Raw genomic sequence first — 22179 nt, 5'->3', positions numbered from 1 at the left:
ACAAAGTTGGTGAACCCGAAACCGGATCAACCCCCGGACCGGTGGATCACAGCGCGGCGAGCACCTCCTTCGCCGCCCGCTCGCCCGACCGCACCGCACCGTCCATGAAGCCGGTCCAGTACGTGGAGGTCTCCGTGCCCGCCCAGTGGATGCCGCCGGCCGGCTTGCGCAGGGCCGCGCCGTACTCGGTGAGGACGCCGGGAGGGGCGTAGGCGACCGGGCCGCCGCGCGAGAAGCCCTCGTTGTCCCAGCGCTGCAGGACGAAGGAGGTCGGCGACTTGGCCTTGTCGCCGAAGTAGGTGACGTAGTCCTTCAGGACGGCCGCCTTCACCTCGTCGACGGAGGAGGCGTCGTAGGCGCGCATCTCGTCGGCCTCGATGAAGCCCATCAGGGCGCCGTAGGAGGCGTCGGGCGGGGAGTTGTCGAAGGTGGAGCGGACCACGCCGGAGTCGCTGACGACCTGGCCGTTGAGGCCGTCGGCCCGCCAGAACGGGGTGTCGTAGACGGCGATCGCCTTGCCGATCGAGCCCATCGGCATCCGCTGGCTCAGCTGGTCGCGGGCGGCCGGCAGCAGCGGGTCGAAGACGATCCGGCCGGTCAGCGGCAGCGGCACGGCGACGACGACCTTCTTCGCGGTCACGGTGATGCCGTCCGCGGTCACCACGTACCTGCCGCCGGACTGCACCACCGACCGCACCGGTGCGCTGAGCACCACCCGGTCGCCGAGTGTGGCGGCCAGCTTGATCGGCACCTGCTGGGAGCCGCCCACGAAGCGGGACTCCTGGGCGCCGTTGGCGGTGTCGGTGAGGCGTTCCAGGGTGCCGGCGTTGGACTCGTTGCCGGCGGCCGCTATGTAGAACAGGACGTAGAGCAGCGAGAGTTCACGCGGCTGGGCCGAGAAGATCGAGGTGCAGGCCACGTCGAGGAGGAACTTCGCCGACGGCACGATCGCGTTGGCGTTCAGCCAGCTCTCGAAGGTCTGCTTGTCCCACTCGGCGGCCTTGGCCGCCGTCCACGGCGCGTCGACCGGCACCGTCTTGGCCATGTCGTCCAGCTTGGCCTGCACGATGGCGGCGTTGGCGAGGCCGGCCGCGTCGACCGGCGGGACCGAGCCGAGGAGGCCGTCGGTGGCGTACGGGGTGCGGGTGCCGTCCTTGTAGAGCAGGTTCTTGCCGGTGTTGTACGTCGTGAAGGTGGCCACGCCCAGCGAGTCGGCGAGTGCCTTGATGCGGTCCTGGGTGGGGCCGATGAACTCGCCGCCGCCCTCGGTGACTCCACCGTTGGCGAGGGAGAGGTTGACGACCCGGCCGCCGACGCGGTCCCGGGCCTCCAGGACGGCCACCGTCCTTCCGCCGGCCACCAGGTCGCGGGCCGCGGTCAGGCCGGCGATGCCGCCGCCGATGACGGCGACGTCGACGTCCCTGGCGGATGCCGCGGTGGCCGTTCCGGCGGCGGTGCTGGTGAGGGCCACGGCGCCCGCCGCCGCGGCGGCGCCGCCGAGCAGGGAACGCCGGGAGAACTGTCTTTCGCGTGCCACGTGCGTCCTCCGAGTGGAGAGAGTGTGGAGCCAGAAAGTGAGCAGTGTTCACATTCTGGCCCGGCAAGGCGGCACACTTCAACGCTCCCGTCACATCCGGCACGCGAGTAACGGGAGTATTGGGGAACGGAGTTGAGGGGTTCCGGCGCCTGTGGAGCTGCGGGCCGCCGGTCAGCCCGGCAGCCGGGAGAGGGTGTCCCGGCCGTTCTTCACCACGGCCTTCGCGATCTTCTCGGCGTCCTTCGCCACCTCGCGGAGCGTGCCGCTGAGGGGAGTGGTGAAGCCGGTGAAGTGCAGGCCGGGCGCGTTCTGCGGGGCGCGGGCGCCGTGCGCGAGGGGTCTGCCCCGGTCGTCCAGCACGCCGAGGTGGCCGACGAGGTCCTCCAGCGCGCGGACGTATCCGGTGGCGGCGACGACCGCCTCCGGGGAGATGCGGGTGCCGTCGGCGAGGACGACCTTGCCGGACTCGAAGCCCTCGACGGCGGCCACCACCTCGACGCGGCCCTTGCGGACGGCGTCGATGAGACCGACGTCCTGGACCGGGATGGCGCCCTGCTTGGCGCGGCTGTAGAGGCCGGTGTCCGGGCGGGGCAGCCCCTGCGCGGACAGGTCCGGCACGCTGAGCTTCGCCAGTGGCCGGGCCAGCCGGTCGACGAGCCCGACCGGCAGCCGCCGTACGAGCACCCCGGTGTACTGGGCGGCCCAGCCGGCCGTCGAGCGCCGGACGATGTGCGGGGCCGTGCGCACCGACAGACGTACCCGCGAGGCGCCGCCCTCCACCAGGTCCACGGCGATCTCGGCGCCGGTGTTGCCGACGCCGACGACGAGGACGTCACGGCCGGCGTAGGGCTCGGGGTTGCGGTAGGCGGAGGCGTGCGCGAGGTCGCCGGTGTAGTCGTCGAGGCCGGCCCAGTCGGGGACGTACGGCGTGTGGTTGTAGCCGGTGGCGACGACCACGGCCGCCCCGGTCAGCTCCCGTCCGCCGGTGGCGTGCAGCAGCCAGCTGGTGCCGTCGGCGGAGCACTCGACGCTCGAGACCTCGACGCCGGTGACGATCTCCAGCTCGTGCACCTCGGCGTACTTCTCCAGGTAGCGCACCACGTCGTCCCGGGCGGGCCAGCGCCCGAACCGGCGCGGTATCGGCAGTCCCGGCAGGGCCGACAGCCGCCGGGTGGTGTGCAGGTGCAGCCGGTCGTAGTGCCGCCGCCAGGAGTCGCCCACCCGGTCCGACTTCTCCAGCACGACGGCGCGTATGCCCCGGGCCCGCAGCGCGTACGCGACGGAGAGCCCCGCCGGTCCGCCGCCGACGATGTAGACGGGGTGGTCCGAGGGGCTCGGGGACGGTGTGGAGTCGACCATGAGCGCGAGCGTAATCACGCACCAGCTTGATGGGTCTCGGTCAAGACCGGAATTGGTTGCGGATTGATCACGCCTGTAGGAGGAGTGGGTGGGGCTTGTGACGTAGGACACCTGGTTGTGGCCGTACGGGGAAGCCCCGCCCCGGATGCTCCGCGCCGGGCTACTTCTTCGGGCCCTTGAAGCCCGTCACCTTGGCGATCCAGGTGATGAAGTCGCCCGGGTCGGTGTTCGCGCCGTGGCCCTGGTCCCAGTAGTAGAGGTGGTTGACCTCGTCGCCCAGGCCGGCCGCGGCGGCGGCGAGGTTGGCGGAGACGACGTGCGAGGTGTCGGTGTCGTCGGTGCCGAGGCGGATCCACCAGTGCTTGGAGCGGCGGCCGTTGACCTTGTCCACCAGGTGGTACATCGGGTTCATCAGGTGCAGCTTCTCGGGGAGGTCGGCGGCGACCCGCTTGGTGCTGAGCCCGGTGGTGTCGTTCTTCGCGCCGTAGGCGGTGAAGTGGCGGTTCTCCGTGGTGCCCGCGCCGAACTCGTTGTTCTCGCCGGCCGACAGGTCGAAGGCGTCGAAGGCTGGCGCCGTCTTCTTCCGGGCGCCGACGTGGGTGAGGTAGTCGTCCCAGGTGAAGGTGGCCTTGCCGGCGGACCAGGTGATGAAGGTGTTCTTCGCCAGGTATGTCTCGCGCTCGGAGTCCGACAGGCCGGCGAGGTATGTGGTCGCCGACGGCCGCAGGTACTGCTGGAGCAGGTACTCGTCGTAGTTGCGGGCGGTCAGCGCGCCGAAGCGGTTCAGGCCGCGCAGCTTCAGCGACGCCTGGTACTCGGCGAACTGTGCCGAGAGCTCCTTCGACACGTTCTGGTCGACGACCTTGCCGGTGGACTGGGCGGCGTTGGCGCCCCAGTTCCACTCGTAGGCGCCGTCGGCGTGCTCCAGGTCGGTGATGGGGCACCAGGCGCCGGTCGCGAAGATCGCGTCGGAGGCGTCGGCCGCGCCGAGCTCCTTCAGGTACTTGTCGTAGATCGGGCTGTCGCCGGAGGCGCCGAGCAGCGCCGACAGCGCGCCGCCCGCACTCGTGCCGGCCGACACGATCCGGTCCACGTCGCCCGGGATGCGGCCCCTGTTGGACCTGACGTACCGCACGGCCGCCTTCAGGTCGACGATCGCGGCGGGGGCGGTGCCGTAGTACTCGCCGGCGGAGTTCTTGAGGGTGCGGCCGCGCGCGCCGGGCTCCACGACGACGTAGCCGGCGGCCAGCGCCAGCAGCTGGTTGGAGGCGGTGGCGCCGCCGGTGGCGTTGGTGTTGCCGTTCGCGCCCGGGGCCGAGGCGCTGGGCGAGGCGCTGCCGCTGGGGGCGCCGCCGCCGGGAGCGCCGCCGCCGCTCATGCCGCCGGCGCCGACGCCCGTCGCGTCCGCGACGGAGGACGGCATGTAACCGCCGACGGAGTTCGCGAACAGGATCGGCGCGTCGGACGGGTCGACCGCCTTGCCGTCGATCTCGACCGGCGCGCTGACGACGAGCGACTGGTACGTGGCGTCCACGGGCTTGGCGACATAGGTGATCGCCTTCCAGAAGTGGTACGTCACCGAGTGCTCGTCGCCGTCGGTGTCGGTGACCGTCGTCGTCAGCTTCTCGTAGCCGTCCGGGTCGAAGACCAGCGAGCCGGTGGAGGACGCGGACGACGAGGACCCGGTGGAGGCCTGGGCGCCGAGGGCGATGCCGCCGACCGCGGCGACGCCCGCCGTGGCGCCGATGCCCATCACGACGGTCCTGCGCTTGACTGCCCTGTGCTTCACGGTTTCGTCTCCCTCGGTATGCGGGTTGCGTCTGTGAAGCTAGCGAGAGTGCAGACAAAATTGCCAACAATCAACGGGTATTCATGGCGACCCCACAGCTTCACGGGCAACGCACAGGCGGCTTCCGGGATCGATGTATCTGACGTACCGTCAGATGTCATGGACTCGATCTGGCTCACGGGCGCGCAGTGGCTGGCCGTGCTGCGCATAGGACTCGGGCTGTGGTGGCTGGAGAGCTGGCGGCACAAGGACCGCAAGGCCTGGTTCGAGCGCGGGACCGGGATCAAGTGGGCGGCCGACATCGCGGCGAAGCACCGCTGGAACGCCGTACGGTCCGGCTTCGAGGTCATGGTGGCGCCCCGGCCGCGCACGATGGCGTACGTCGTCGTCTACGCGGAGCTGGCGATCGGCCTCGGCCTGGTCGCCGGATTCCTGACGCCGATCGCCCTGGTCGGAGGCCTGCTGCTGAACGTCCTCTACTTCACCCTCATGATCCACGAGGTCGCCGAGCAGGGGCAGAACTCGATGATGGCGCTGATGTCACTGGTCGGCCTGTTCGGGATGTCCTGGCAGACCTGGTCGCTCGACAGCGCGCTCGGACTGTTCTGATGGGCGCCGCCCGACACGACGTCCCCGAGGCCGACGCCTTCACCCGCGCCTACTGGGACGCGGCCGCCGACGGCAGGCTGCTGATCCGCCGGTGCGGGGCCTGCGGGCGGGCGCACCACTACCCGCGGGAGTTCTGCCCCTGCTGCTGGAGCGAGGACGTGGCCTGGGAGCGGGCGAGCGGACGGGCCGCGCTCTACACCTGGTCGGTCGTCCACCGCAATGACCTGCCGCCCTTCGGGGAGCGGACGCCGTACGTCGCCGCCGTGGTCGACCTCGCGGAGGGGCCGCGGATGATGACCGAGCTCGTGGGGTGTGCGGAGCCGGCCGCCGGCCTGGAGCTGGAGGTGACGTTCCGGGAGGGAGTGCCGGTGTTCCGGCCGCGCGGACCCGGCGCAGCGGCTTGAATGGGGCGATGGCCCCCGTCGACGAACAGCACACCCTCTCGCCCTTCCCCGTCCTGCACGGGCACGGCCTGCGCCTGCGGCCGTGGGACGCCCGCAGCGACACCGACGTCGCGAACTGGCTGCGCGGCCTGACCGACCCGGACTTCCGGCGCTGGAACACCCCGCTCAGGCCGGTCACCGACCTGGAGTCGGCCCATGAGTCACTGAGCGCGAAGACGCTGAGCGCTGCGGAGGGCACCGGGGTCTCCTACTGCGTGACCGACGCCGGGACCGGCACGGTCCTGGGCCACATGGGCCTGAACCTCATCAACCACGCGCTGAGCAACGCCCGGGTCGGCTACTGGGTGCTGCCCGAGGCGCGCGGGCGCGGGGTCGCCACCCGCGCCCTGGCGGTGACCTCCCGCTGGGCGCTCACCGAACTGGGCCTGCACCGGCTGGAACTCGACCACGCCCTCGGGCACGAGGCCTCCTGCCGGATAGCGGAGCGGTGCGGCTTCCGGTACGAGGGGACACTGCGCGGAGCGATGTTCGAGGCGGGCCGGCACGACGCGTTCCGGGACATGCATCTGCACGGCCGCCTGGCGACGGACGCGGAGCCGGAAGGGCTGTAGGCCGGCCCCGGCCGTAATTCGGAGGCGGCGGGCGCCGGGTCCGGGTGACCATGGGGCATGCGGCCCGATGACTGGTACTCCCTCGCCGACCTGGACGCCTTCCTCACGCGCGCCGGGGCCTTCCTCCGCTCCCGCCCCGCCCTGCACACCGTTCCTCTGACGGTGACCGAAGGTCTGCGCACCCGTGGAGCGGGCCACTACGGCGGCGAGGCCCCTTACTTCGGTGTACTGGAGAGGGACGGCGCCGTGCGCGCCGCCTACTTCTGCACCCCTCCCTTCGAGCTGTACGTCACCGCCCTCGCCCCCGAGGAGGCGGACGCCCTGGCGGTCCATCTGGCCGATCTCGGACGACCGTTGACCGGGATCAACGGCGAGGCCGCCACTGCCGCCGCGGTCGCCGAGGCCTGGCAGCGGCACACGGGCGGGACCGCGGCGGAGCACGAACGCCACCGGCTGTACCGGCTGGGCACGCTGACGGAACCGGGACCCGTGCCGAAGGGCAGGCCACGGGTGGCGGAGGAGGCCGACCGGCGGCAACTGGAGCGCTGGCACGACGAGTTCACGCAGGCCGTCGGCGCCGGAGCCGCGGTGCCCGCGGACCAGTGGGCCGACGCCCGCCTTACCTACGGCGGGGTCACCTTCTGGGAGGACACCGACGGCACCCCCCTGTCCATGGCCGGTGTGACGCCGATGGTCGCCGGCCAGATCCGCGTGGCACCCGTCTACACCCCGGCCCACCTGCGCGGCCGCGGATACGCGGGGGCGGTCACGGCCGAGGTCAGCCGGGCCGCGCTGGCGGCGGGCGCGCAGGAGGTGCTGCTGTTCACGGACCTCGCCAACCCGACCAGCAACGCCCTCTACCAGCGCATCGGCTACCGCCCGGTGGCCGACTTCACGGTCTACGGCTTCACCGGCGCCCGAGCGGTCACGGCCACAACAGCTCCTTGACCCAACCGCCTTCCTGGAGGCGGTAGTCGAGCCGCACGTGCCGGCGCCGTTCGTCGCCCTGGAAGAACTCCACCTCCTGCGGACGCAGCCGGTAGAGGGTCCAGGACGGCACGGGCGCGCCCGGCTCCCGCCGGGCCCGCTCCCAGGCCGCCTCGGAGGCCCGCGCCAACTCCTCCACCGACCCCAGGACCTCGCTCTGGCGGCCGGTGAGGGCCGCGGCCAGGGCGCCGGTGGAGCGGGCGTGCAGATCGCCCTGGGACTCGGCCGAGGGCGCGGCGGTCACCGGCCCGCGCAGCCGGACCTGGCGGCCCAGGCGCGGCCAGTAGAAGCCGAGGGCGGCGTACGGCCGCGCCCGGAGCTGCCTGCCCTTGCGGCTGCCCGCGTGCGTCGCGAACGACCAGCCGTCCGCGTCCGCGCCGTGCAGCATCACGATCCGCACGTCCGCCTCGCCGTCCTCGCCGGAGGTGGCCAGCGACATTGTGTGCGGCTCCGGCTGACCGGCCGCCACCGCCTCGGCGAACCACTCGGTGAACAGGGGCAGGGGCTCGGCGGGCGCACCGGCCGGGTCGAACGGGCGGAGGTCGGTGACCTCCGGGTCCCACACCCGTAGCGACCGCAGCAGTTCGTGGAGATCCTCACTCATGCGCCGAGTATCACCTCACCGGCCCCCGCCGAACGATTCACCCGCCGCCCGCGTCCCCGGTACATGAACCCCACAGGGAACCGGAGCAGGGCGGCGGGGGCGTGCCTGCTCGCCGTCGGACTGGCCCTCACCGCCGGGAGCTGCGCGCGGCCCGACGTCCGCAGCGGCGGCGGTCCGCTCCGGCTGTGCGGGGTCGACTTCCCGCGCGGCGCCGCCGCGATCGGCACCACACCGCTGAGCCCCTCCACCCGGGGCATGCCGCCCGCACCGGACGCCGGCTCCCGCCTCCCGGCCACGGTTGGAGCCCCGCTCGGGGTGATCCGTGTCGTCGCCGTCTCAAACGACTGCCACCACGGCCGCACGGTCGTCGTCACCCCCGCGTCCGCCGTGCGCGTCGACGCCGTCGCCAGGGACCGGGCCGGCCGTGTCGTCGCGCTCGAACTGGTCACGGCGAAGGCGGGCACCGTGAGCCGGGTGCACGTCTACGCCTACGACGACGACGGCCGCCCCGTCGGCCAACTCGGCACGACGGTAGGTTGATCGGGCGGACACGGACGGAGGAAGGCGGGACGAGGGTGAGGACTCGCGGGGGCGGCGTGCTCGCCGCCGGTGTGCTCCTGGCGTCCCTGACCTCCTGCGCCTCCGGCCCCGCCGCCCACCCCGGCCCCTCCCTCACCGCTCCCGCGACCTTCTACCTGCGCCCCGTCGGCGACACCTCGGGCCCACACGACAAGGTCCCCTTCCACCTCGCCGCCACCGACGGCACCGGCAGCCGGGCGCGTGACGGCGCCACCCTCACCGCCGACGTGCTGCCCGGCTCGGAGAAGGCCGTCACCCTGCGCAGGAGCGGCAACTGCCAGGGCGGACCCACCCACGTGACCTGCGAGGTCGGCGCCCAGTACGACAACTGGAGCGACAGCCCCCGCGTCTCCCCGGTGGCCGCCGAGGGCGGCAGGGCGGGAGACACCGGAGTCGTCCGGTTCACGTACACCACCGCCACGGGCGGGAAGTTCACCGCCCGCACCCGTGCCGTCGTCGGCGAACCGGTCCTCGAAGCCCTCACCCGCGACTCCCTCACCGACGTCCGCCCGGGCGCCGAACTGACCGAGCCGATCGTGGTCCGCAACACGGGCGAGGTACCCGTGGAAGGCGTGGGCCTCGAACTCGGCTCCGGCGAGATGGAGTTCACGCGGACGTACGCCAACTGCCGCTACCCGTCGCCGTCTCGGGGCCACATCGCGATCTGCGAGTTCCCTGACCTGCGCATCGAGCCCGGCCGGACCGTCGTCCTGCGCCCCGCCGTGCGGCTGCGCGCCTCGAAGACCGACATGTACACCTCTTACGGCCACGACGTGTGGGCCCTGGCCCTGGGCCGCCACTACGGCACCACCCCCAGGGGCGGCGCCCGCGGCGACGGCCCCGCCCTGACGGCCGAGCCGGGGAAGGCCCCGACCGGCCCCTACGCCAAGGGCGGCGGCCACACCGCCGTCGTGCTGGACACCCACGCCGACTACGCGGTCGAGGCCGTCCACCTGCACGGCGCCCCCGGCACGAAACGCACCTTCCGGCTGACCGTCCGCAACCAGGGCCCCGCGGACGCCGGTTCCGCCGCCCGGCTGTTCTTCGAGCCGCCGCCCGGAACGACCATGGTGAAACAGCCCATGGAGGAGTACGACGACGGCGTCCACCAGCCCTACTGCGGCTCCAAGGACTTCACCTACACCTGCGACGTCGGCCCCCTGAAACCCGGCGGGACGCGCACCTTCGAGTTCACCGCGCTCCTGGGGGAGCCGGGCACGGGCCGCCTGATCCTGAAGGACGAAGCCCCCTCCAGCGCCTGGGACCGGGGCAGGCGGGACGACGATCCGTCCGACGACCGGGCCGTGATCACCGTCGGCGAGTGATCCTGCCGGCCTCAGTCCCGCCCCAGCACCACCGTCCCCGACGAACAGAACCAGCCGCCCGTCCCCGAGGCCACCCCAAGCCGCGGCAACCGCCCGTCCCGCCCCCGTACTTGACGGGCCCCGGCCTCCCCGCGCAGTTGCCGTACCGCCTCCACGAGCAGGAACAGGCCCCGCATCCCGGGATGCTGCGCCGACAGCCCGCCCCCGTCCGTGTTCACCGGCAGCTCCCCGCCCTCCACCCGGAGCCGGCCTTTCTCCACGAACGCCCCGCCCTCGCCCTTCCCGCAGAACCCGAGGTCCTCCAGGGTCACCAGGGTCATGTAGGTGAAGGCGTCGTAGATCTGCGCGAAGTCCATCTCGTCGGGCCGCACGCCCGCCCGCTCGAACGCCAGGCGCCCGCTCACCGCCGCCGGTGACACCGTGAAGTCCGACCACTCCGACATCGCCGCGTGGCTGACGTGCTCCCCGGTGCCGAGCACCCGGACCGGGGCGGTACGGCAGTCCCGTGCGTACTCCTCGGCCGCCAGCAGCACCGCCGCGCCGCCGTCGGAGCGGATGCAGCAGTGCAGCTTGGTGAAGGGGTCGGCGATCATCGGGCCGGACAGGACCTCGTCCACCGTGACGGGCTCGCGGAACATGGCGTCGGGATTCAGGGCCGCGTTCGCTCTGGCCTGCACGGCCACCTCCGCCAACTGCTCGATCGTCGTGCCGTGTTCGATCATGTGGCGGCGGGCGGCCATGGCGTACTTGGCGATGAGCGTGTGGCCGTAGGGGACCTCGAACTGCAGCGGGCCGCGCGCGCCGAAGGAGAGGTTCCCGGTGCGCCGGCCCGCCCTGATGTCCGCGCGGGCCGTGGAGCCGTACACGAGCAGCACGGCGTTCGCGTGCCCGGCCGCGATCGCGTCCGCCGCGTGCGCCGCCATCACCTCCCACGTCGAACCGCCGACCGCCGTGGAGTCGACCCAGGTGGGGCGCAGGCCCAGGTACTCGGCCACCTCGACCGGCGGCAGCGTGCCGAGGCCGGCCGACGCGAAGCCGTCGACGTGCCGGCGCTCCAGTCCCGCGTCCGCGAGGGCGCGGCGGGCCGCCTGGGCGTGCAGGGCGTACGGCGTCGCGTCGTCCACGCGCCCGCAGTCGGACAGGGCGACGCCGACCACGGCCACCCCGCGGCTCCCGCGTGTCATGAGAGGTCTCCTCCCCCTGGGCATCTCGTTCCCACCCCCCTAATATGACGGGCCGTCAGATCCGGAGGGAAGAGCCATGGACGCGAGCTTCACCGCCGAACAGGACGAGATCCGCCGCACCCTGCGCGAACTGCTCCGCAAACGCTGCGGCCCCGAGGCGCTGCGCGCCGCCCTGGACACCCCGGACGGCCACGACCCGGCCCTGTGGCCCCTCCTCGCCGGCCGGCTCGGCCTGCCCGGCCTGGCCCTCCCGGAGGCCTACGACGGGGTCGGCTGCTCGACGGCCGAGCTCGCCCTGGCCGCCGAGGAGACCGGCCGGGTCCTCGCGCCCACCCCGCTCCTGGCGACCTGCGCCCTGGCCGCGCCCCTGGTCCTCGCCCTCGGCACCGAGGCCCAGCGCGCCGCCCTGCTGCCCCGCCTCGCCTCCGGCGCCCTGACCGCCGCCCTCGCCGTCCCCGGCGCCGCCCTCGCCACCGCCCTGGCGCTGACCGGCGACAACGGCGGCGAGTGGGCCGGCGGCGGGCGGGCCGGGGGAGTGCAGGCCAGGCGGGCGGGGGAGCGGTGGCTGCTGTACGGGCAGGTCGAGCAGGTGCTGGACGGGCACAGCGCGGGGCTGCTGCTGGTCGCCGCCCACACCGGCGGCTTCGCCCGTTCACGGACCCTCCTCTTCCTCGTACGGGGGAACGTGGACGGGCTCGTGCGCGTACGGCGGACCGCCCTCGACGCCACCCGCCCGCAGGCCCGCCTGCAGCTGCGTGACGTGGAGGGAGAGCTGCTCGGCGAGGACGGCGCGGACGTCCTGGGCGCCCTCGCGACCGTGGGGGACGCCGCCGCCGCCGTGCTGGCCTGCGAGGCCGTCGGGGCCGCGGACCGGGCGCTGGAGAGGACCGTCGAGTACGTCGGGCAGCGGGAGCAGTTCGGGCGGGCGATCGGCTCCTTCCAGGCGGTCAAGCACCGGCTGGCCGACGTCTACGTCGGGGTGCAGGCGGCGAGGTCGGCGGCCTACTACGCGGCCTGGGCCACCGCCGGCCGCGAGCTCGTGGGCGGGCTCGCGCTCGCGCAGGCGCTGGAGGCCCTGCGCCGGGCCGCCGCGGAAGGCATCCAGCTGCACGGCGGGATCGGTTTCACCTGGGAGCACGAGGCGCACCTGTACTTCAAGCGGGCCGCCGGCGACGAACTGCTGTTCGGGCCGGTGCACCGACTGCGGGCGCACGCGGCCGACGCGGCGCGACTCTTCGAGGACCGGGAGGTGGCGGTGTGATCGGTGAACGTGTGGTGCAGCGGGTGTCGTCGACGCGGGGCTTCGCGAAGGTGGCACCCCATGTGATTCCGGCGCTGGACCGCGCCGTCCACCGCCTCACCCGCGGAAAGGTGCTGCTCAGCGCGCAGATGCTGCCGGGGGTGATCCTGACGTCCACGGGGGCGCGGAGCGGGCAGCCCCGCCGTACGCCGCTCGCGTGCATGCCGCAGGAGGCCGGCCGCAGCTGGCTTCTGGTCGGCTCGAACTTCGGCCGTACGGATCACCCGGCCTGGACCCACAACCTCCTCGCCCACCCGGACGCCGAGGTCAGCTGGAAGGGTGCGGACATCCCCGTCCGGGCCCGGTTGCTCCAGGGCGAGGAGCGGACGGCGGCCTGGAAGGAACTGCTGGCCTTCTGGCCGCCGTACGCCACCTATCAGGCGCGGGTGGAAAGGGAGATCCGGATCTTTCGGATCACCCGTCGCGATCAGTGAGCCGAGACCTGGGTGCAGGCCACGTCGTACTGGGACACCGCGTTGCCGCTCCCCGCGTTCTGGACGGAATGGGGACCGGAACCGGCGTAGTTGGCGCCGGCGACGCCGACCGGGGCCTCGTTGAACGCGGACCCGGGGGCGCTCGAGGCGTGGCCCGGGCTCGCGGGCTCGGCCTGGCAGGACTGGTTGGGCTGGCCCGTCGCGAAGGCGGGCCCGGCGGCGATCCCCGCGGCGCCGGTGACCAGGGCGGCCGAGGCCATGGCGACGGCCGCTCGCTTCAGGAGTTTCATGAGGACGTCTCCTTTCGCGGAATATCTCCGCTTAGATACGCAAACCGGGTGGAAACGTCTCATCGCGATCGCGGCGTCACCGGATCCTCCGTACAGCACAGCAGGCGGTGGTCCGGGGGGTGATCACCCGGGCCACCGCCTGCGAGACAGGACTGGGGGCTGGAAAGGGAGGGCGGGCTACTTCGTCGGCTTCTTGCCCGTCACGCCCAGGTACACCAAGAGCGCCAGATTCGGCTTCAGTTCGGCCTGCTTCACACCCCAGGTCTGGAAGCCCTTCTGGTGCGAGGCGACGGCCGCGAGCATCGCGACCAGCGAACCGGCGACCGCGGCCGGGTTCACGTCCTTGTCGACCTTGCCCTTGGACTGCAGCTCGGCGACCGAGTCCGCGAGGGAGTTGTTCACCGAGTTCAGGATCTTCATGCGGATCTTGTAGAACCGCTTGTCGCCCTCGGCCGCGCCGAGGTCGACGACGCGCAGGATCGCGTCGTTCTTGCGCCAGAACTCCAGGAATCCGTCCACGAGTTCCTGCGCGGTCTGCCAGCCGGCCTTGCCGACCCACGAGCGTCCCTCGAGCAGGGCCGTCAACTGGCCGCCCTCGGTGGCCATTTGCTCGGCGATCTCCAGGACGGCGCCCTCGACGTCCGGGAAGTACTGGTAGAAGGTCGCGGGCGAAGTCCCCGCCTTCCGGGCGACATCGATGACTTTGACGTCCCGGTAGGGGGAGGAGCTGAGCATCTCGCTGAGGCAGTCGAGCAGCTTCTGCCGGGTCGCCTGCCCACGCCGGCCGGCCACACGGCCGTCGACGGTACGCACTTGTCCTGTCATGCCGTCAGCTTACCGAGGGGTGATCGGAGCGCGATTCGGCCGACTGCAAATGGGGTGCACGGGGGTGTGGAGGCAGGTGTGCCAGGTCCTGCGTGGTGCGTGAGTCGCCGTTAGTTTGGCGGTATGGCCGAAAACAGGGCATCCGCGTACGGAGAGGGCGTCCCCTGCTGGGTGGACGCGCAGCTTCCCGACGTCGAGGCGGGCAAGCGGTTCTACGGTGAGCTCTTCGGGTGGACCTTCGAGGAGCAGCGCTACGGCGGCTCCGTGTGGGCGCACCAGCGGGGCGAGCCGGTGGCCGCGCTCGCCCGCAAGGCGGACGGGCGGCTGCCCACCGTCTGGACGGTGTACTTCTGCACGCCGGACGTGGAGGCGCTGGCCGACCGGGTCTGGGCGGCCGGCGGCCAGGTCGTGACCGCGCCCGTCCCGGTGGGCGACCTGGGCACGACCGCACTGGTCACCGACCCCGAGGGCGCCGTCTTCGGCCTCTGGGAGCCGGGCGGCCACCCCGGCTTCGGCAGGCGGCACGAGCCGGGCACCTTCGCCTGGGCCGAGCTGTACGCCCGCGACACCGAGGCCGCCAACACCTTCTACGGCGAGCTCTTCCACGACGCCCTGTTCGGGCCGGACGCCCAGCCGGACTTCGGCCGGGCTGCCGTCTCCGAGGTCTTCCCGGCCGAGATGCCGCCGCACTTCCTCGTCCATTTCGCGGTCGAGGACTGCGAGGAGGTCCTCGGCACGGTCGTCCGGCTCGACGGCCGCGTCCAGGCACCACCATTCGAGACGTCGTACGGAAGGGTGGCGGTCGTCACCGACAATCAAGGGGCCTCGTTCGCCGTACTGGAGCGGCCCGAGCGCTGAGCCGATCCCGGAATCGTGCCGTTTTGGGGTGAGACACCCCGATTCGCGCCCGGGTTCGCCACAGGTGCCCGGGCCAGGAAGAATCGGGGTGCGTGCCGCCATGGCGGTGCGGTGGTGAGACGCTGCACTTCGGTCGCGTAATCATGTGACTGGCGCGGCTCGTACGGGGAGGTGGCAGGCAGAGTGGTGGATCAGCTGACGCAGCACGATCCGCGGCGGATCGGGCCGTTCGAGGTGCTGGGACGGCTGGGAGCCGGCGGCATGGGGCTGGTCTATCTCGCGCGCTCGGCGTCGGGCCGGCGCGTGGCGATCAAGACGGTCCGGACCGAGCTCGCCGAGGACCAGCTCTTCCGCGTGCGCTTCACGCGCGAGGTCGAGGCGGCCCGGGCGGTCTCCGGCTTCTACACGGCCGCGGTCGTCGACGCCGACCCGCGCGCCGCCGTGCCCTGGCTGGCCACCGCGTACGTCCCCGCGCCCTCCCTCGAGGAGATAGTGAACGAGTGCGGGCCGCTCCCGGCCCAGGCGGTGCGCTGGCTCGCCGCCGGCGTGGCCGAGGCGCTGCAGTCCATCCACGGCGCCGGGCTGGTCCACCGCGACCTCAAGCCCTCGAACGTGCTGGTGGTCGAGGACGGCCCCCGGGTGATCGACTTCGGCATCGCCTCCGGCGTCTCCAACACCCGTCTGACCATGACGAACGTCGCCGTCGGCACCCCCGCCTACATGTCCCCGGAGCAGGCCAAGGACTCCCGCAGCGTGACCGGCGCGAGCGACGTCTTCTCGCTCGGCTCGATGCTGGTCTTCGCCGCCACCGGCCACCCGCCCTTCCACGGCGCCAACCCGGTCGAGACGGTCTTCATGCTGCTGCGCGAGGGCCCGGACCTGGAGGGCCTGCCGGACGAGCTGCGCCCGCTGATCGAGTCCTGCATGCAGATGGAGGCCACGGCCCGCCCCAACCCGGCCGACCTCCAGGCCCAGCTCGCCCCGCACCTGTTCGGCTCCGGCTCCGACGACAGCGGTACGGCCTCGGCCTGGCTGCCCGACAAGGCCGTCAACCTGATCGAGGCGCGGGGCCGCGGCGGCCGCCCGGCGCCGCAGGGCCCCGGCCGCGGCACCGGCGGCCGCCAGGCCCCCGCCCCCATCCCGCCGCCGCCCGCGCACGACCCGGCGCCGGTCCCCGTCGGCGCCCCCGACACCGGCCCCGTCCGGCTGGCCGGCGCCCAGGTGCCCATCGGCCCCGGCCCGCGCGTCGCCGACGTCCGCGCCGCCGCCGTCAAGGCGCCCCCGCCGGAGGCCGCCCTGGCCGCCTCCTGGTCCAAGGCCCGCCCCGGCGTCAACGGCACCGACCCCGCCGTGGGCCCCGCCGTGCCGGCGCCCTCGCTCCCGGAGACCGCGGCCGGCTGGCGCCCCTGGCGGTTCCGCATGTCCAACGACGTCTGGGGCACCCCGGCGGTCTCCGGCGACCTCGTCTACGTCACCTCCTTCGAGGTGCACGCCCTGGACGTGGCCACCGGGCGGCGCCGCTTCAAGACCCGGGACGTCGCCTGGTCGATGGCGGTCGCGGACGGCCGTATCCACGCCTCCGACGGACCCACGCTGTTCGCCCTGGACTGCCGGGAGGGCGCCGACCTGTGGCGGCTGTCCACGGACGCCTGGGTGTACTCCCTGAACGCCGACCGCGGCACGGTCGTCACCGGCACGCGCGGCGGCGGCGTCCAGGCCTGGGAGGCCTCGAACGGGCAGAAGCTGTGGGAGCTCACCGGCGCCCAGACCGACTTCGAGTCGCCGGAGGCCGGGCCCGCCGTCCACGAGGGCACGGTCTACGTCTGGCAGGACGCCCGGCTGCGCGCCCTGGACGCCCGTACGGGTGACGAGCGCTGGTCCTACCCGATCGGCGACGCGGCCTCCTGCGGCGGCGTCCCGGTCCGGGTGACGTACGCGCCGGACGGCTACGTGTACGTCTCCGCCGGCACCCGCGTGTTGGCCCTCGACATCGCGAACGGCCACGTCAAGTGGCACTTCGAGGCCCCCGCGGTCTTCCTCTCCCCGCCCGCCTTCGCGCCCGGCCCGGCGGTCACCGGCGGGGGCATCTACCTCGCCGACTACCTTGGCACGGTCTACGCCCTCGACGCCGCCGACGGCCGCGACCGCTGGCGCATCGCCACCGAGTCCCGCTCCTCGATCGACCCGGTCCTGGTGGCGGCGGGCCATGTCCACGTCGGCAGCGGCAAGGGCCTCTACACCCTGGACGCGGTCACGGGCACGCCCAAGTGGCGCTTCCAGGCGGGCGGCGACATCGTCGGCGCCCCGGCCGTCGCGGAGGGCCGTATCCACTTCGGCTCCACCGACCACCTGCTGTACACGCTGAAGGCCGACGACGGGCGGCTGCGCTGGAAGCTGGCGACCGGCGGCGAGATCACCGGGTCGCCGGTGGTCCGCGACGGGGTCGTGTACGCGTGCAGCAAGGACAGGTGCGTGTACGCGCTGGACGCGGAGAAGGGCACGGGAACCGCGCGCACCGCGTGAGTAGCCGGTGACGGCCGTCGTACCGGCTGACGGAAGGGTGTGGACGGCGGCCGTCCCCACCGACGCTACGCCCGGTGCGCGACGGCCGCCATGCGGTGACGCCCCCGTGACGGACCGTCGCTAGGGTGGCCGTATGAACACACGGGGGCGGGGTCTCAGGTTCGCGGCTGTCATCGGGTTCGTCGTTCTGTCGCTGACGGGCTTCTCGACGGGACGGCACCACGGCATCGGCAAGCACCACAGCAGCGGTGGCGGGTGCAGCAGTTCCTCGCAGGACCACGACACGTCACGGCACACGACCACCACGACCGGCGGCAGCGGCTCGTACTCGTCGTCCGCCGCGGCCTCGCCGTCGCCCGCGATGGCGGTCCTGGTGAGCTGCGCGAGCGTGCAGCAGCCGTACGCGACGGTCCAGGTCAGCAACCCCAACACCACCGCGGGCACCTTCGACGTCACCGTCACCTTCCTCGACGCCAAGGGCGGCATCGTCTCCACCCAGGTCGACCGGGCACGGGTGCCGGCGAGCGGGACGGTGACCGTGCGCGAGTACGTGGGCGGCGGCGACGCCCGCGTCTCCCGCGTCGACCACTGCGAAGTACGGGACCTGGCACCGGCGTCGAGCTGACGCCTAACGCGTCCGGAACCCCTTGTGCCGTCCGGCGAACAGTTCCGCCTGCCGTTCGCCCGGGAGGTTGCCGAGCGCGACCAGATGCGGCGCCTGCGCGAACCCGGCGGCGACCGCGCCCTCCCTGGCCGCCCACAGCGCCCGCACGGTTCCCTGGACGCCCTCGGCCGGATACCCGGCGAGCACGGCGGCGCACTCCGTCGCCGCCGCCAACGCCTCGCCGGGAGCGGTGAGTTCGGAGACCAGGCCGATGGCGTGGGCGCGCTCGGCGGAGATCCGTTCCGCCGTCCCCATGAGCATCATCCGGGCGACCTCCCCGTACGGCATCCGCTGGGCCAGGAGCACCGACTCGTAGGCGCTGACCATGCCGTACGTCGTGTGCGGGTCGAAGAAGGCGGCGGTGGGGTCGGCGACGAGGAAGTCCGACTCCCCGAGGAGGTAGAAGGCGCCCCCGCAGGCCATGCCGGTCACCGCGGCGATCACCGGCTTCCACAGGTCGTTGGACTTGGGTCCGACGCGCAGCAGCGGATCGTCGGCCATGTAGGGGGAGGAGGGCTGGGGGACCACGGCGTCCCGGTCGAGGCCGGTGCAGAAGGCCCGCTCCCCGGCGCCGGTCAGGACGACCGCCCGTACGGAGTCGTCGAACCGCAACTCCCGCCACACCTGCTGGAGTTCGTCGCGCATCGTGAGGTCGATGGCGTTGAGGCGGTCGGGCCGGTCGAGGGTGACGACGGCGACGCCGGTGTCCTTGTCGGCGGCCAGGCGCACGGTCGTCGTCATGGGCGCTCCAGGACCCACTGGGGCAGTCCGTCCTCGGTGAAGACGACCTGCACCTTCGCGCCGATCCGGATGCGCCCGGGCGGCACCGAGTCCAGCCGCGCCCCGGCCTCGGCGACGAGGTTGCCGACGAGCCGGACGCGCGGGGCGTCGGCGAGTTCGACGACGATCACGTTGTACGGGGCCTGCTCGGCGTAGGCGGGCAGCAGCGGCGGGTGGGGCAGGACGTAGGACCAGATGCGCCCGTGGCCCTCCGTGCGGTGCCACTCGGTGGCGAAGGACTGGCAGTGCGGGCAGCAGGGGCGGGGCGGGAAGCGCGGCTCGCCGCAGTCCGCGCAGGCCTGCACGCGCAGTTCGCCCTGGCGGGCGTAGCCCCAGAAGGGGGCGCCGTCGGTGTCGGTCACGGGGGTCAGCATCGCGGGCTCGGAGGGCATCTGCCTCAACTCCTCAGCAGCAGGGCGGAGGTGGGGACCCCCTCACCGGCGGTGACGAGGCAGGTGGCGGCGTCCGGGACCTGGGCGGTGCTGGTGCCGCGCAGCTGCCGTACGCCTTCGTTGATCAGGTTGAAGCCGTGCACATAGGCCTCGCTGAGTCCGCCGCCGCCGGTGTTGAGGGGCAGCCGTCCGCCGATCTCCAGTGCGCCCTGTTCGGTGAAGGCCCCGCCCTCGCCGCGCGCGCAGAAGCCGTAGCCCTCCAGGGAGAGGGGGATCAGCGCGGTGAACGCGTCGTAGATCTGGGCGACGTCGACGTCCTGGGGGGTGAAGTCGGCGTGCTTCCACAGGTGCCGGGCGGCGGTCCAGGCGGGGCCGGTGAGCGGGTCGTCGTTCCAGTAGTTGACCATGCCGTGGTGCTGGGCGGGCAGGCCCTGGGCGGCGGAGTGGACGTAGACGGGCTGCCGCCGGCAGTCCCGGGCGCGCTCGGCGCTGACCACCACACAGGCCAACGCGCCGTCCGTCTCCAGGCAGTTGTCGAACAGGCACAGGGGCTCGCTGATCCAGCGGGAGGTCATGTACATCTCGCGGGTCAGCGGGCGGTCGTACATGACGGCGGCCGGGTTCTGGTTGGCGCGGTTGCGGCAGGCGAGGGCGACGTTGAAGAGGTGGTCGCGGGTCGCGCCGTACTCGTGCATGTAGCGGCGCGTCAGCATGGCGATCTCGTCCGCCGGGCGGAGCAGGCCGAAGGGGCGGGTCCACTGGGCGGGGGTGGGGAGTTGGACCGTGGTGTTGGTCCAGGGGCGCGCGCCGGAGCCTCTCTTGCGCGAGCGCCAGGCGACGCCGACGCTCGCCTGTCCGGTGGCGATGGCGGCGGCGAGGTGGGCGACCGTGGCGCACGAACCGCCGCCGCCGTAGCCGACTTTGCTGAAGAAGGTCAGGTCCCCGAAGCCGACGGCCTTCGCCAGCTCCACCTCGTCGGTCTCCTCCATCGTGTAGGAGGCCAGGGCGTCGACCTCGCCGGGGGCGATGCCGGCGTCGTCGAGTGCGGCGAGCACGGCACGGCAGGCCAGCGTGCGCTCGTCCTCCGGCAGCCGCTTGGCGAAGGCCGTCTGCCCTATGCCGACGATCGCGGTGGCGTCCTTGAGTCCGGGCATGTCGGAGCACCTCCGCGTGGGGACAGGGCGGCTGACAGTGCGTCAGGTTACAGCTAATCTGACGGGTAGTCAGCTACGAGGTTGGGGGCTGTTGTGCGCGGTGACGTGGAGTGGGGCAGCATTCCGGGACTCGTCCGCTCGGCGGCCGAGCGGTACGCCGAGGCCGAGGCGGTGGTGGAGGGCCGCACCCGGATCACGTACGCCGAACTGGGCGCCCGCGTCGAACGGTCGGCGGCGGCCTGCCTCGCCGCGGGCGTCGAGCCGGGCGACCGGGTGGGGATCTGGGCCCCGAACTCGCTGGACTGGATCGTCGCGGCGCTGGGCGCGGTGTCGGCCGGGGCGGTGCTCGTGCCGGTCAACACGCGCTTCAAGGGCACGGAGGCCGTCGAGGTGCTGCGCGGCAGCGGGGCCCGGCTGCTCTTCGTCACCGGGACGTTCCTGGGGACCTCGTACGTGGCCTCGCTGCGGCGGGCGATCGCGGAAGGGCCGGGACTGCCGGGCCTGGAGCAGGTGGTGGTGCTGTCGGACGACGCGCCCGCCGACTTCCGGACCTGGAAGGACTTCCTCGCGGGCGGCGACGGGGTCGCGGCCGGCCGGGTGCGGGCGCGCGCGGCGGCGGTGGAGGGCTCGTGGCCGTCGGACATCGTCTTCACGTCCGGCACGACGGGCCGCCCCAAGGGCGCGGTGATCACGCACGCGCAGTCGCTGCGGGCCTACGAGATCTGGTGCGACCTCGCCGGACTGCGGCGGGGCGACCGCTACCTCGTCGTCAACCCCTTCTTCCACACCTTCGGTTACAAGGCCGGCGTCCTGGCCTGTCTGATGCGGGGCGCGACGATGATCCCCCAGCCGGTGTTCAACGTGGACACGGTCCTGGCCAACATCGCGGCGGAGCGCGTCTCGGTGCTGCCCGGCCCGCCCACCCTGCACCAGTCGCTGCTGGACCACCCGGCGCGGGACGCGCACGACCTGTCCGCGCTGCGGCTGGTGGTGACGGGCGCCGCGGTGGTGCCGCTGCGGCTGGTGGAGCGGCTGCGCGGGGAACTGGGCGTGGAGACGGTCCTGACGGCGTACGGCCTCTCGGAGGCCTCCGGCATCGTCACGATGTGCCGCCGCGGCGACGACCCGACGGTGATCGCCTCGACGTCCGGCCGCGCGATCCCCGGCACCGAGGTCCGCGTCGAGGCGCCGGCCGGCGAACCCGGCGAGGTCCTGGTCCGCGGCTTCAACGTCATGCGCGGCTACTACGAGGACGAGGCGGCGACGGCGGAGGTGCTGGGCGAGGACGGCTGGCTGCGCACGGGCGACGTGGGCGTCCTGGACTCCGCCGGGAACCTGCGGATCACCGACCGGATCAAGGACATGTTCATCGTCGGCGGCTTCAACGCCTATCCGGCGGAGATAGAGCAACTCCTCGGCCTGCACCCGGACGTGGCGGACGTCGCGGTGATCGGCGTGCCGGACCCGCACCTGGGCGAGGTCGGCAAGGCCTACGTGGTGCGCCGGCCGGGTGCCGTGCTGACGGCCGACGACCTGATGGCCTGGTCCCGGCGGGAGATGGCGAACTACAAGGTCCCCAGAGCGGTGGAGTTCGTCCCGCAACTGCCCCGCAACGCGAGCGGGAAGGTGGTCAAGGGAGAGCTGCGGGGGCGGCGGCCCTGAGCCCGCCGACGACGGGCGCACGTCGAGCGCGACGGCTCCCCTCCGGGCCGTCGCGCTCGATCCCCCGTACGTGCGGGCTTACTTCGTCGGCGTGAAGGGCTCCGACGTGGCGTGCATGTCCTTGGTCTCCAGCGGCTCGTCGGTGGCGTGCATGTCGTCAGTGGTCACCGGCTCGTCCGTGGCGTGCATGTCCTGGGCGGTCGCCTTGGCGTCCGTGGCGTGCATGTCGGCCGGCTTGAGCTCGTCGCTCATCTTCGTCAACTCCCCTTGGGTCTGTTCGGCTGCGTGGATCGCAAGGCCCGCCCGGTC

Annotated in this window: 23 protein-coding genes; 12 read left to right on the top strand and 11 right to left on the bottom strand. The window is 72.9% G+C overall.

The genetic code is table 11. From position 1 onward, the window contains the following. Positions 1-46: 46 nt before the first annotated feature. The 3 genes from ACIGDI_RS25125 to ACIGDI_RS25115 all read right to left on the bottom strand — a co-directional run bounded on the left by ACIGDI_RS25125 (position 47) and on the right by ACIGDI_RS25115 (position 4649). The gene (locus tag ACIGDI_RS25125) at positions 47-1537 is read right to left on the bottom strand and encodes a flavin monoamine oxidase family protein (RefSeq protein ID WP_399900565.1); all 1491 of its coding nucleotides are present in this window, start codon (positions 1535-1537) and stop codon (positions 47-49) included. Positions 1538-1708: 171 nt separating this feature from the next. Then, on the bottom strand, positions 1709-2896 hold the full coding sequence (locus ACIGDI_RS25120) for a flavin-containing monooxygenase (RefSeq protein WP_399900563.1): 1188 nt from the start codon (positions 2894-2896) through the stop codon (positions 1709-1711). 160 nt (positions 2897-3056) lie between these two features. Continuing rightward, positions 3057-4649 (bottom strand): subtype B tannase, encoded by a 1593-nt coding sequence (locus ACIGDI_RS25115; protein ID WP_399901174.1) that lies wholly within the window; start codon positions 4647-4649, stop codon positions 3057-3059. 195 nt (positions 4650-4844) lie between these two features. Between ACIGDI_RS25115 and ACIGDI_RS25110 the strand changes: the two genes are divergently transcribed. From ACIGDI_RS25110 to ACIGDI_RS25095, 4 genes are read left to right on the top strand one after another with little or no spacing between them, the layout of a single operon-like run. After that, a complete protein-coding gene (locus tag ACIGDI_RS25110) occupies positions 4845-5294 on the top strand; it encodes a DoxX family protein (protein ID WP_200705120.1) in 450 nt (149 codons plus the stop codon). Then, positions 5294-5698 carry a Zn-ribbon domain-containing OB-fold protein gene (locus ACIGDI_RS25105; RefSeq protein WP_399900558.1) on the top strand — a complete coding sequence of 135 codons (405 nt, stop codon included), beginning with the start codon at positions 5294-5296 and terminating at the stop codon, positions 5696-5698. Before ACIGDI_RS25110 ends, ACIGDI_RS25105 begins: the two co-directional genes overlap by 1 nt. Before the next feature lie 8 nt (positions 5699-5706). Then, entirely contained in the window at positions 5707-6309 is a 603-nt protein-coding gene (locus ACIGDI_RS25100; RefSeq protein ID WP_399900556.1) for a GNAT family N-acetyltransferase, read from the top strand. Between the two features lie 57 nt (positions 6310-6366). After that, entirely contained in the window at positions 6367-7257 is an 891-nt protein-coding gene (locus ACIGDI_RS25095) for a GNAT family N-acetyltransferase (RefSeq protein WP_399900553.1), read from the top strand. Here ACIGDI_RS25095 and ACIGDI_RS25090 read toward each other — a convergent pair. Next, positions 7235-7900 carry a pyridoxal 5'-phosphate synthase gene (locus tag ACIGDI_RS25090; RefSeq protein WP_399900550.1) on the bottom strand — a complete coding sequence of 222 codons (666 nt, stop codon included), beginning with the start codon at positions 7898-7900 and terminating at the stop codon, positions 7235-7237. The two genes, ACIGDI_RS25095 and ACIGDI_RS25090, sit on opposite strands and share 23 nt — an antisense overlap. Before the next feature lie 63 nt (positions 7901-7963). On the opposite strand from ACIGDI_RS25090, the gene ACIGDI_RS25085 reads away from it, so the two are divergent. Next, entirely contained in the window at positions 7964-8440 is a 477-nt protein-coding gene (locus ACIGDI_RS25085) for a hypothetical protein (protein ID WP_399900547.1), read from the top strand. 35 nt (positions 8441-8475) lie between these two features. Next, positions 8476-9804 carry a hypothetical protein gene (locus ACIGDI_RS25080; RefSeq protein WP_399900544.1) on the top strand — a complete coding sequence of 443 codons (1329 nt, stop codon included), beginning with the start codon at positions 8476-8478 and terminating at the stop codon, positions 9802-9804. Positions 9805-9815: 11 nt separating this feature from the next. Here ACIGDI_RS25080 and ACIGDI_RS25075 read toward each other — a convergent pair whose 3' ends face one another. Then, a complete protein-coding gene (locus ACIGDI_RS25075) occupies positions 9816-10988 on the bottom strand; it encodes a thiolase C-terminal domain-containing protein (protein WP_384812340.1) in 1173 nt (390 codons plus the stop codon). Between the two features lie 76 nt (positions 10989-11064). Between ACIGDI_RS25075 and ACIGDI_RS25070 the strand changes: the two genes are divergently transcribed. Then, a complete protein-coding gene (locus ACIGDI_RS25070) occupies positions 11065-12249 on the top strand; it encodes an acyl-CoA dehydrogenase family protein (protein ID WP_399900541.1) in 1185 nt (394 codons plus the stop codon). Next, positions 12246-12722: a nitroreductase family deazaflavin-dependent oxidoreductase gene (locus tag ACIGDI_RS25065; protein WP_399900538.1), complete on the top strand. Its 477-nt coding sequence runs from the start codon at positions 12246-12248 to the stop codon at positions 12720-12722. The genes ACIGDI_RS25070 and ACIGDI_RS25065 overlap by 4 nt, the downstream gene beginning before the upstream one ends. Here the strand turns inward: ACIGDI_RS25065 and ACIGDI_RS25060 are convergent. Continuing rightward, positions 12716-13012: a hypothetical protein gene (locus tag ACIGDI_RS25060; RefSeq protein WP_399900535.1), complete on the bottom strand. Its 297-nt coding sequence runs from the start codon at positions 13010-13012 to the stop codon at positions 12716-12718. The two genes, ACIGDI_RS25065 and ACIGDI_RS25060, sit on opposite strands and share 7 nt — an antisense overlap. 177 nt (positions 13013-13189) lie before the next feature. Further along, positions 13190-13825 carry a TetR family transcriptional regulator gene (locus tag ACIGDI_RS25055; RefSeq protein WP_142154570.1) on the bottom strand — a complete coding sequence of 212 codons (636 nt, stop codon included), beginning with the start codon at positions 13823-13825 and terminating at the stop codon, positions 13190-13192. 135 nt (positions 13826-13960) lie between these two features. Here ACIGDI_RS25055 and ACIGDI_RS25050 point away from each other — a divergent pair, with 135 nt between their 5' ends. From ACIGDI_RS25050 to ACIGDI_RS25040, 3 genes are all read left to right on the top strand, one after another. Next, positions 13961-14695 carry a VOC family protein gene (locus tag ACIGDI_RS25050; RefSeq protein WP_200704785.1) on the top strand — a complete coding sequence of 245 codons (735 nt, stop codon included), beginning with the start codon at positions 13961-13963 and terminating at the stop codon, positions 14693-14695. Between the two features lie 183 nt (positions 14696-14878). Further along, on the top strand, positions 14879-17218 hold the full coding sequence (locus tag ACIGDI_RS25045) for a PQQ-binding-like beta-propeller repeat protein (protein WP_399900532.1): 2340 nt from the start codon (positions 14879-14881) through the stop codon (positions 17216-17218). 133 nt (positions 17219-17351) lie between these two features. After that, positions 17352-17843 (top strand): hypothetical protein, encoded by a 492-nt coding sequence (locus tag ACIGDI_RS25040; RefSeq protein WP_399900529.1) that lies wholly within the window; start codon positions 17352-17354, stop codon positions 17841-17843. 3 nt (positions 17844-17846) lie between these two features. Here the strand turns inward: ACIGDI_RS25040 and ACIGDI_RS25035 are convergent, their stop codons facing one another. From ACIGDI_RS25035 to ACIGDI_RS25025, 3 genes are read right to left on the bottom strand one after another with little or no spacing between them, the layout of a single operon-like run. Beyond that, the gene (locus ACIGDI_RS25035; protein ID WP_399900526.1) at positions 17847-18623 is read right to left on the bottom strand and encodes an enoyl-CoA hydratase/isomerase family protein; all 777 of its coding nucleotides are present in this window, start codon (positions 18621-18623) and stop codon (positions 17847-17849) included. Next, positions 18620-19036: a Zn-ribbon domain-containing OB-fold protein gene (locus tag ACIGDI_RS25030; RefSeq protein ID WP_399901171.1), complete on the bottom strand. Its 417-nt coding sequence runs from the start codon at positions 19034-19036 to the stop codon at positions 18620-18622. The genes ACIGDI_RS25035 and ACIGDI_RS25030 overlap by 4 nt, the downstream gene beginning before the upstream one ends. Positions 19037-19059: 23 nt before the next feature. Further along, positions 19060-20208, bottom strand: a complete 1149-nt coding sequence (locus ACIGDI_RS25025) for a lipid-transfer protein (protein ID WP_399900523.1) — start codon at positions 20206-20208, stop codon at positions 19060-19062. Between the two features lie 93 nt (positions 20209-20301). Here ACIGDI_RS25025 and ACIGDI_RS25020 point away from each other — a divergent pair, with 93 nt between their 5' ends. Continuing rightward, complete coding sequence (locus ACIGDI_RS25020; protein ID WP_399900520.1) at positions 20302-21870, top strand: FadD3 family acyl-CoA ligase; 1569 nt, start codon at positions 20302-20304, stop codon at positions 21868-21870. A 78-nt stretch (positions 21871-21948) separates the two neighbouring features. Here ACIGDI_RS25020 and ACIGDI_RS25015 read toward each other — a convergent pair whose 3' ends face one another. Continuing rightward, on the bottom strand, positions 21949-22122 hold the full coding sequence (locus ACIGDI_RS25015) for a hypothetical protein (protein WP_272178112.1): 174 nt from the start codon (positions 22120-22122) through the stop codon (positions 21949-21951). Between the last annotated feature and the right edge of the window lie 57 nt (positions 22123-22179).

The sequence above is a fragment of the Streptomyces sp. NPDC085900 genome (assembly GCF_044540925.1).
Taxonomy (GTDB): Bacteria; Actinomycetota; Actinomycetes; order Streptomycetales; family Streptomycetaceae; genus Streptomyces; species Streptomyces gilvifuscus.
Note: the sequence above shows the minus strand (reverse complement) of the source record. Positions and strands in the feature narration are given on the sequence as shown.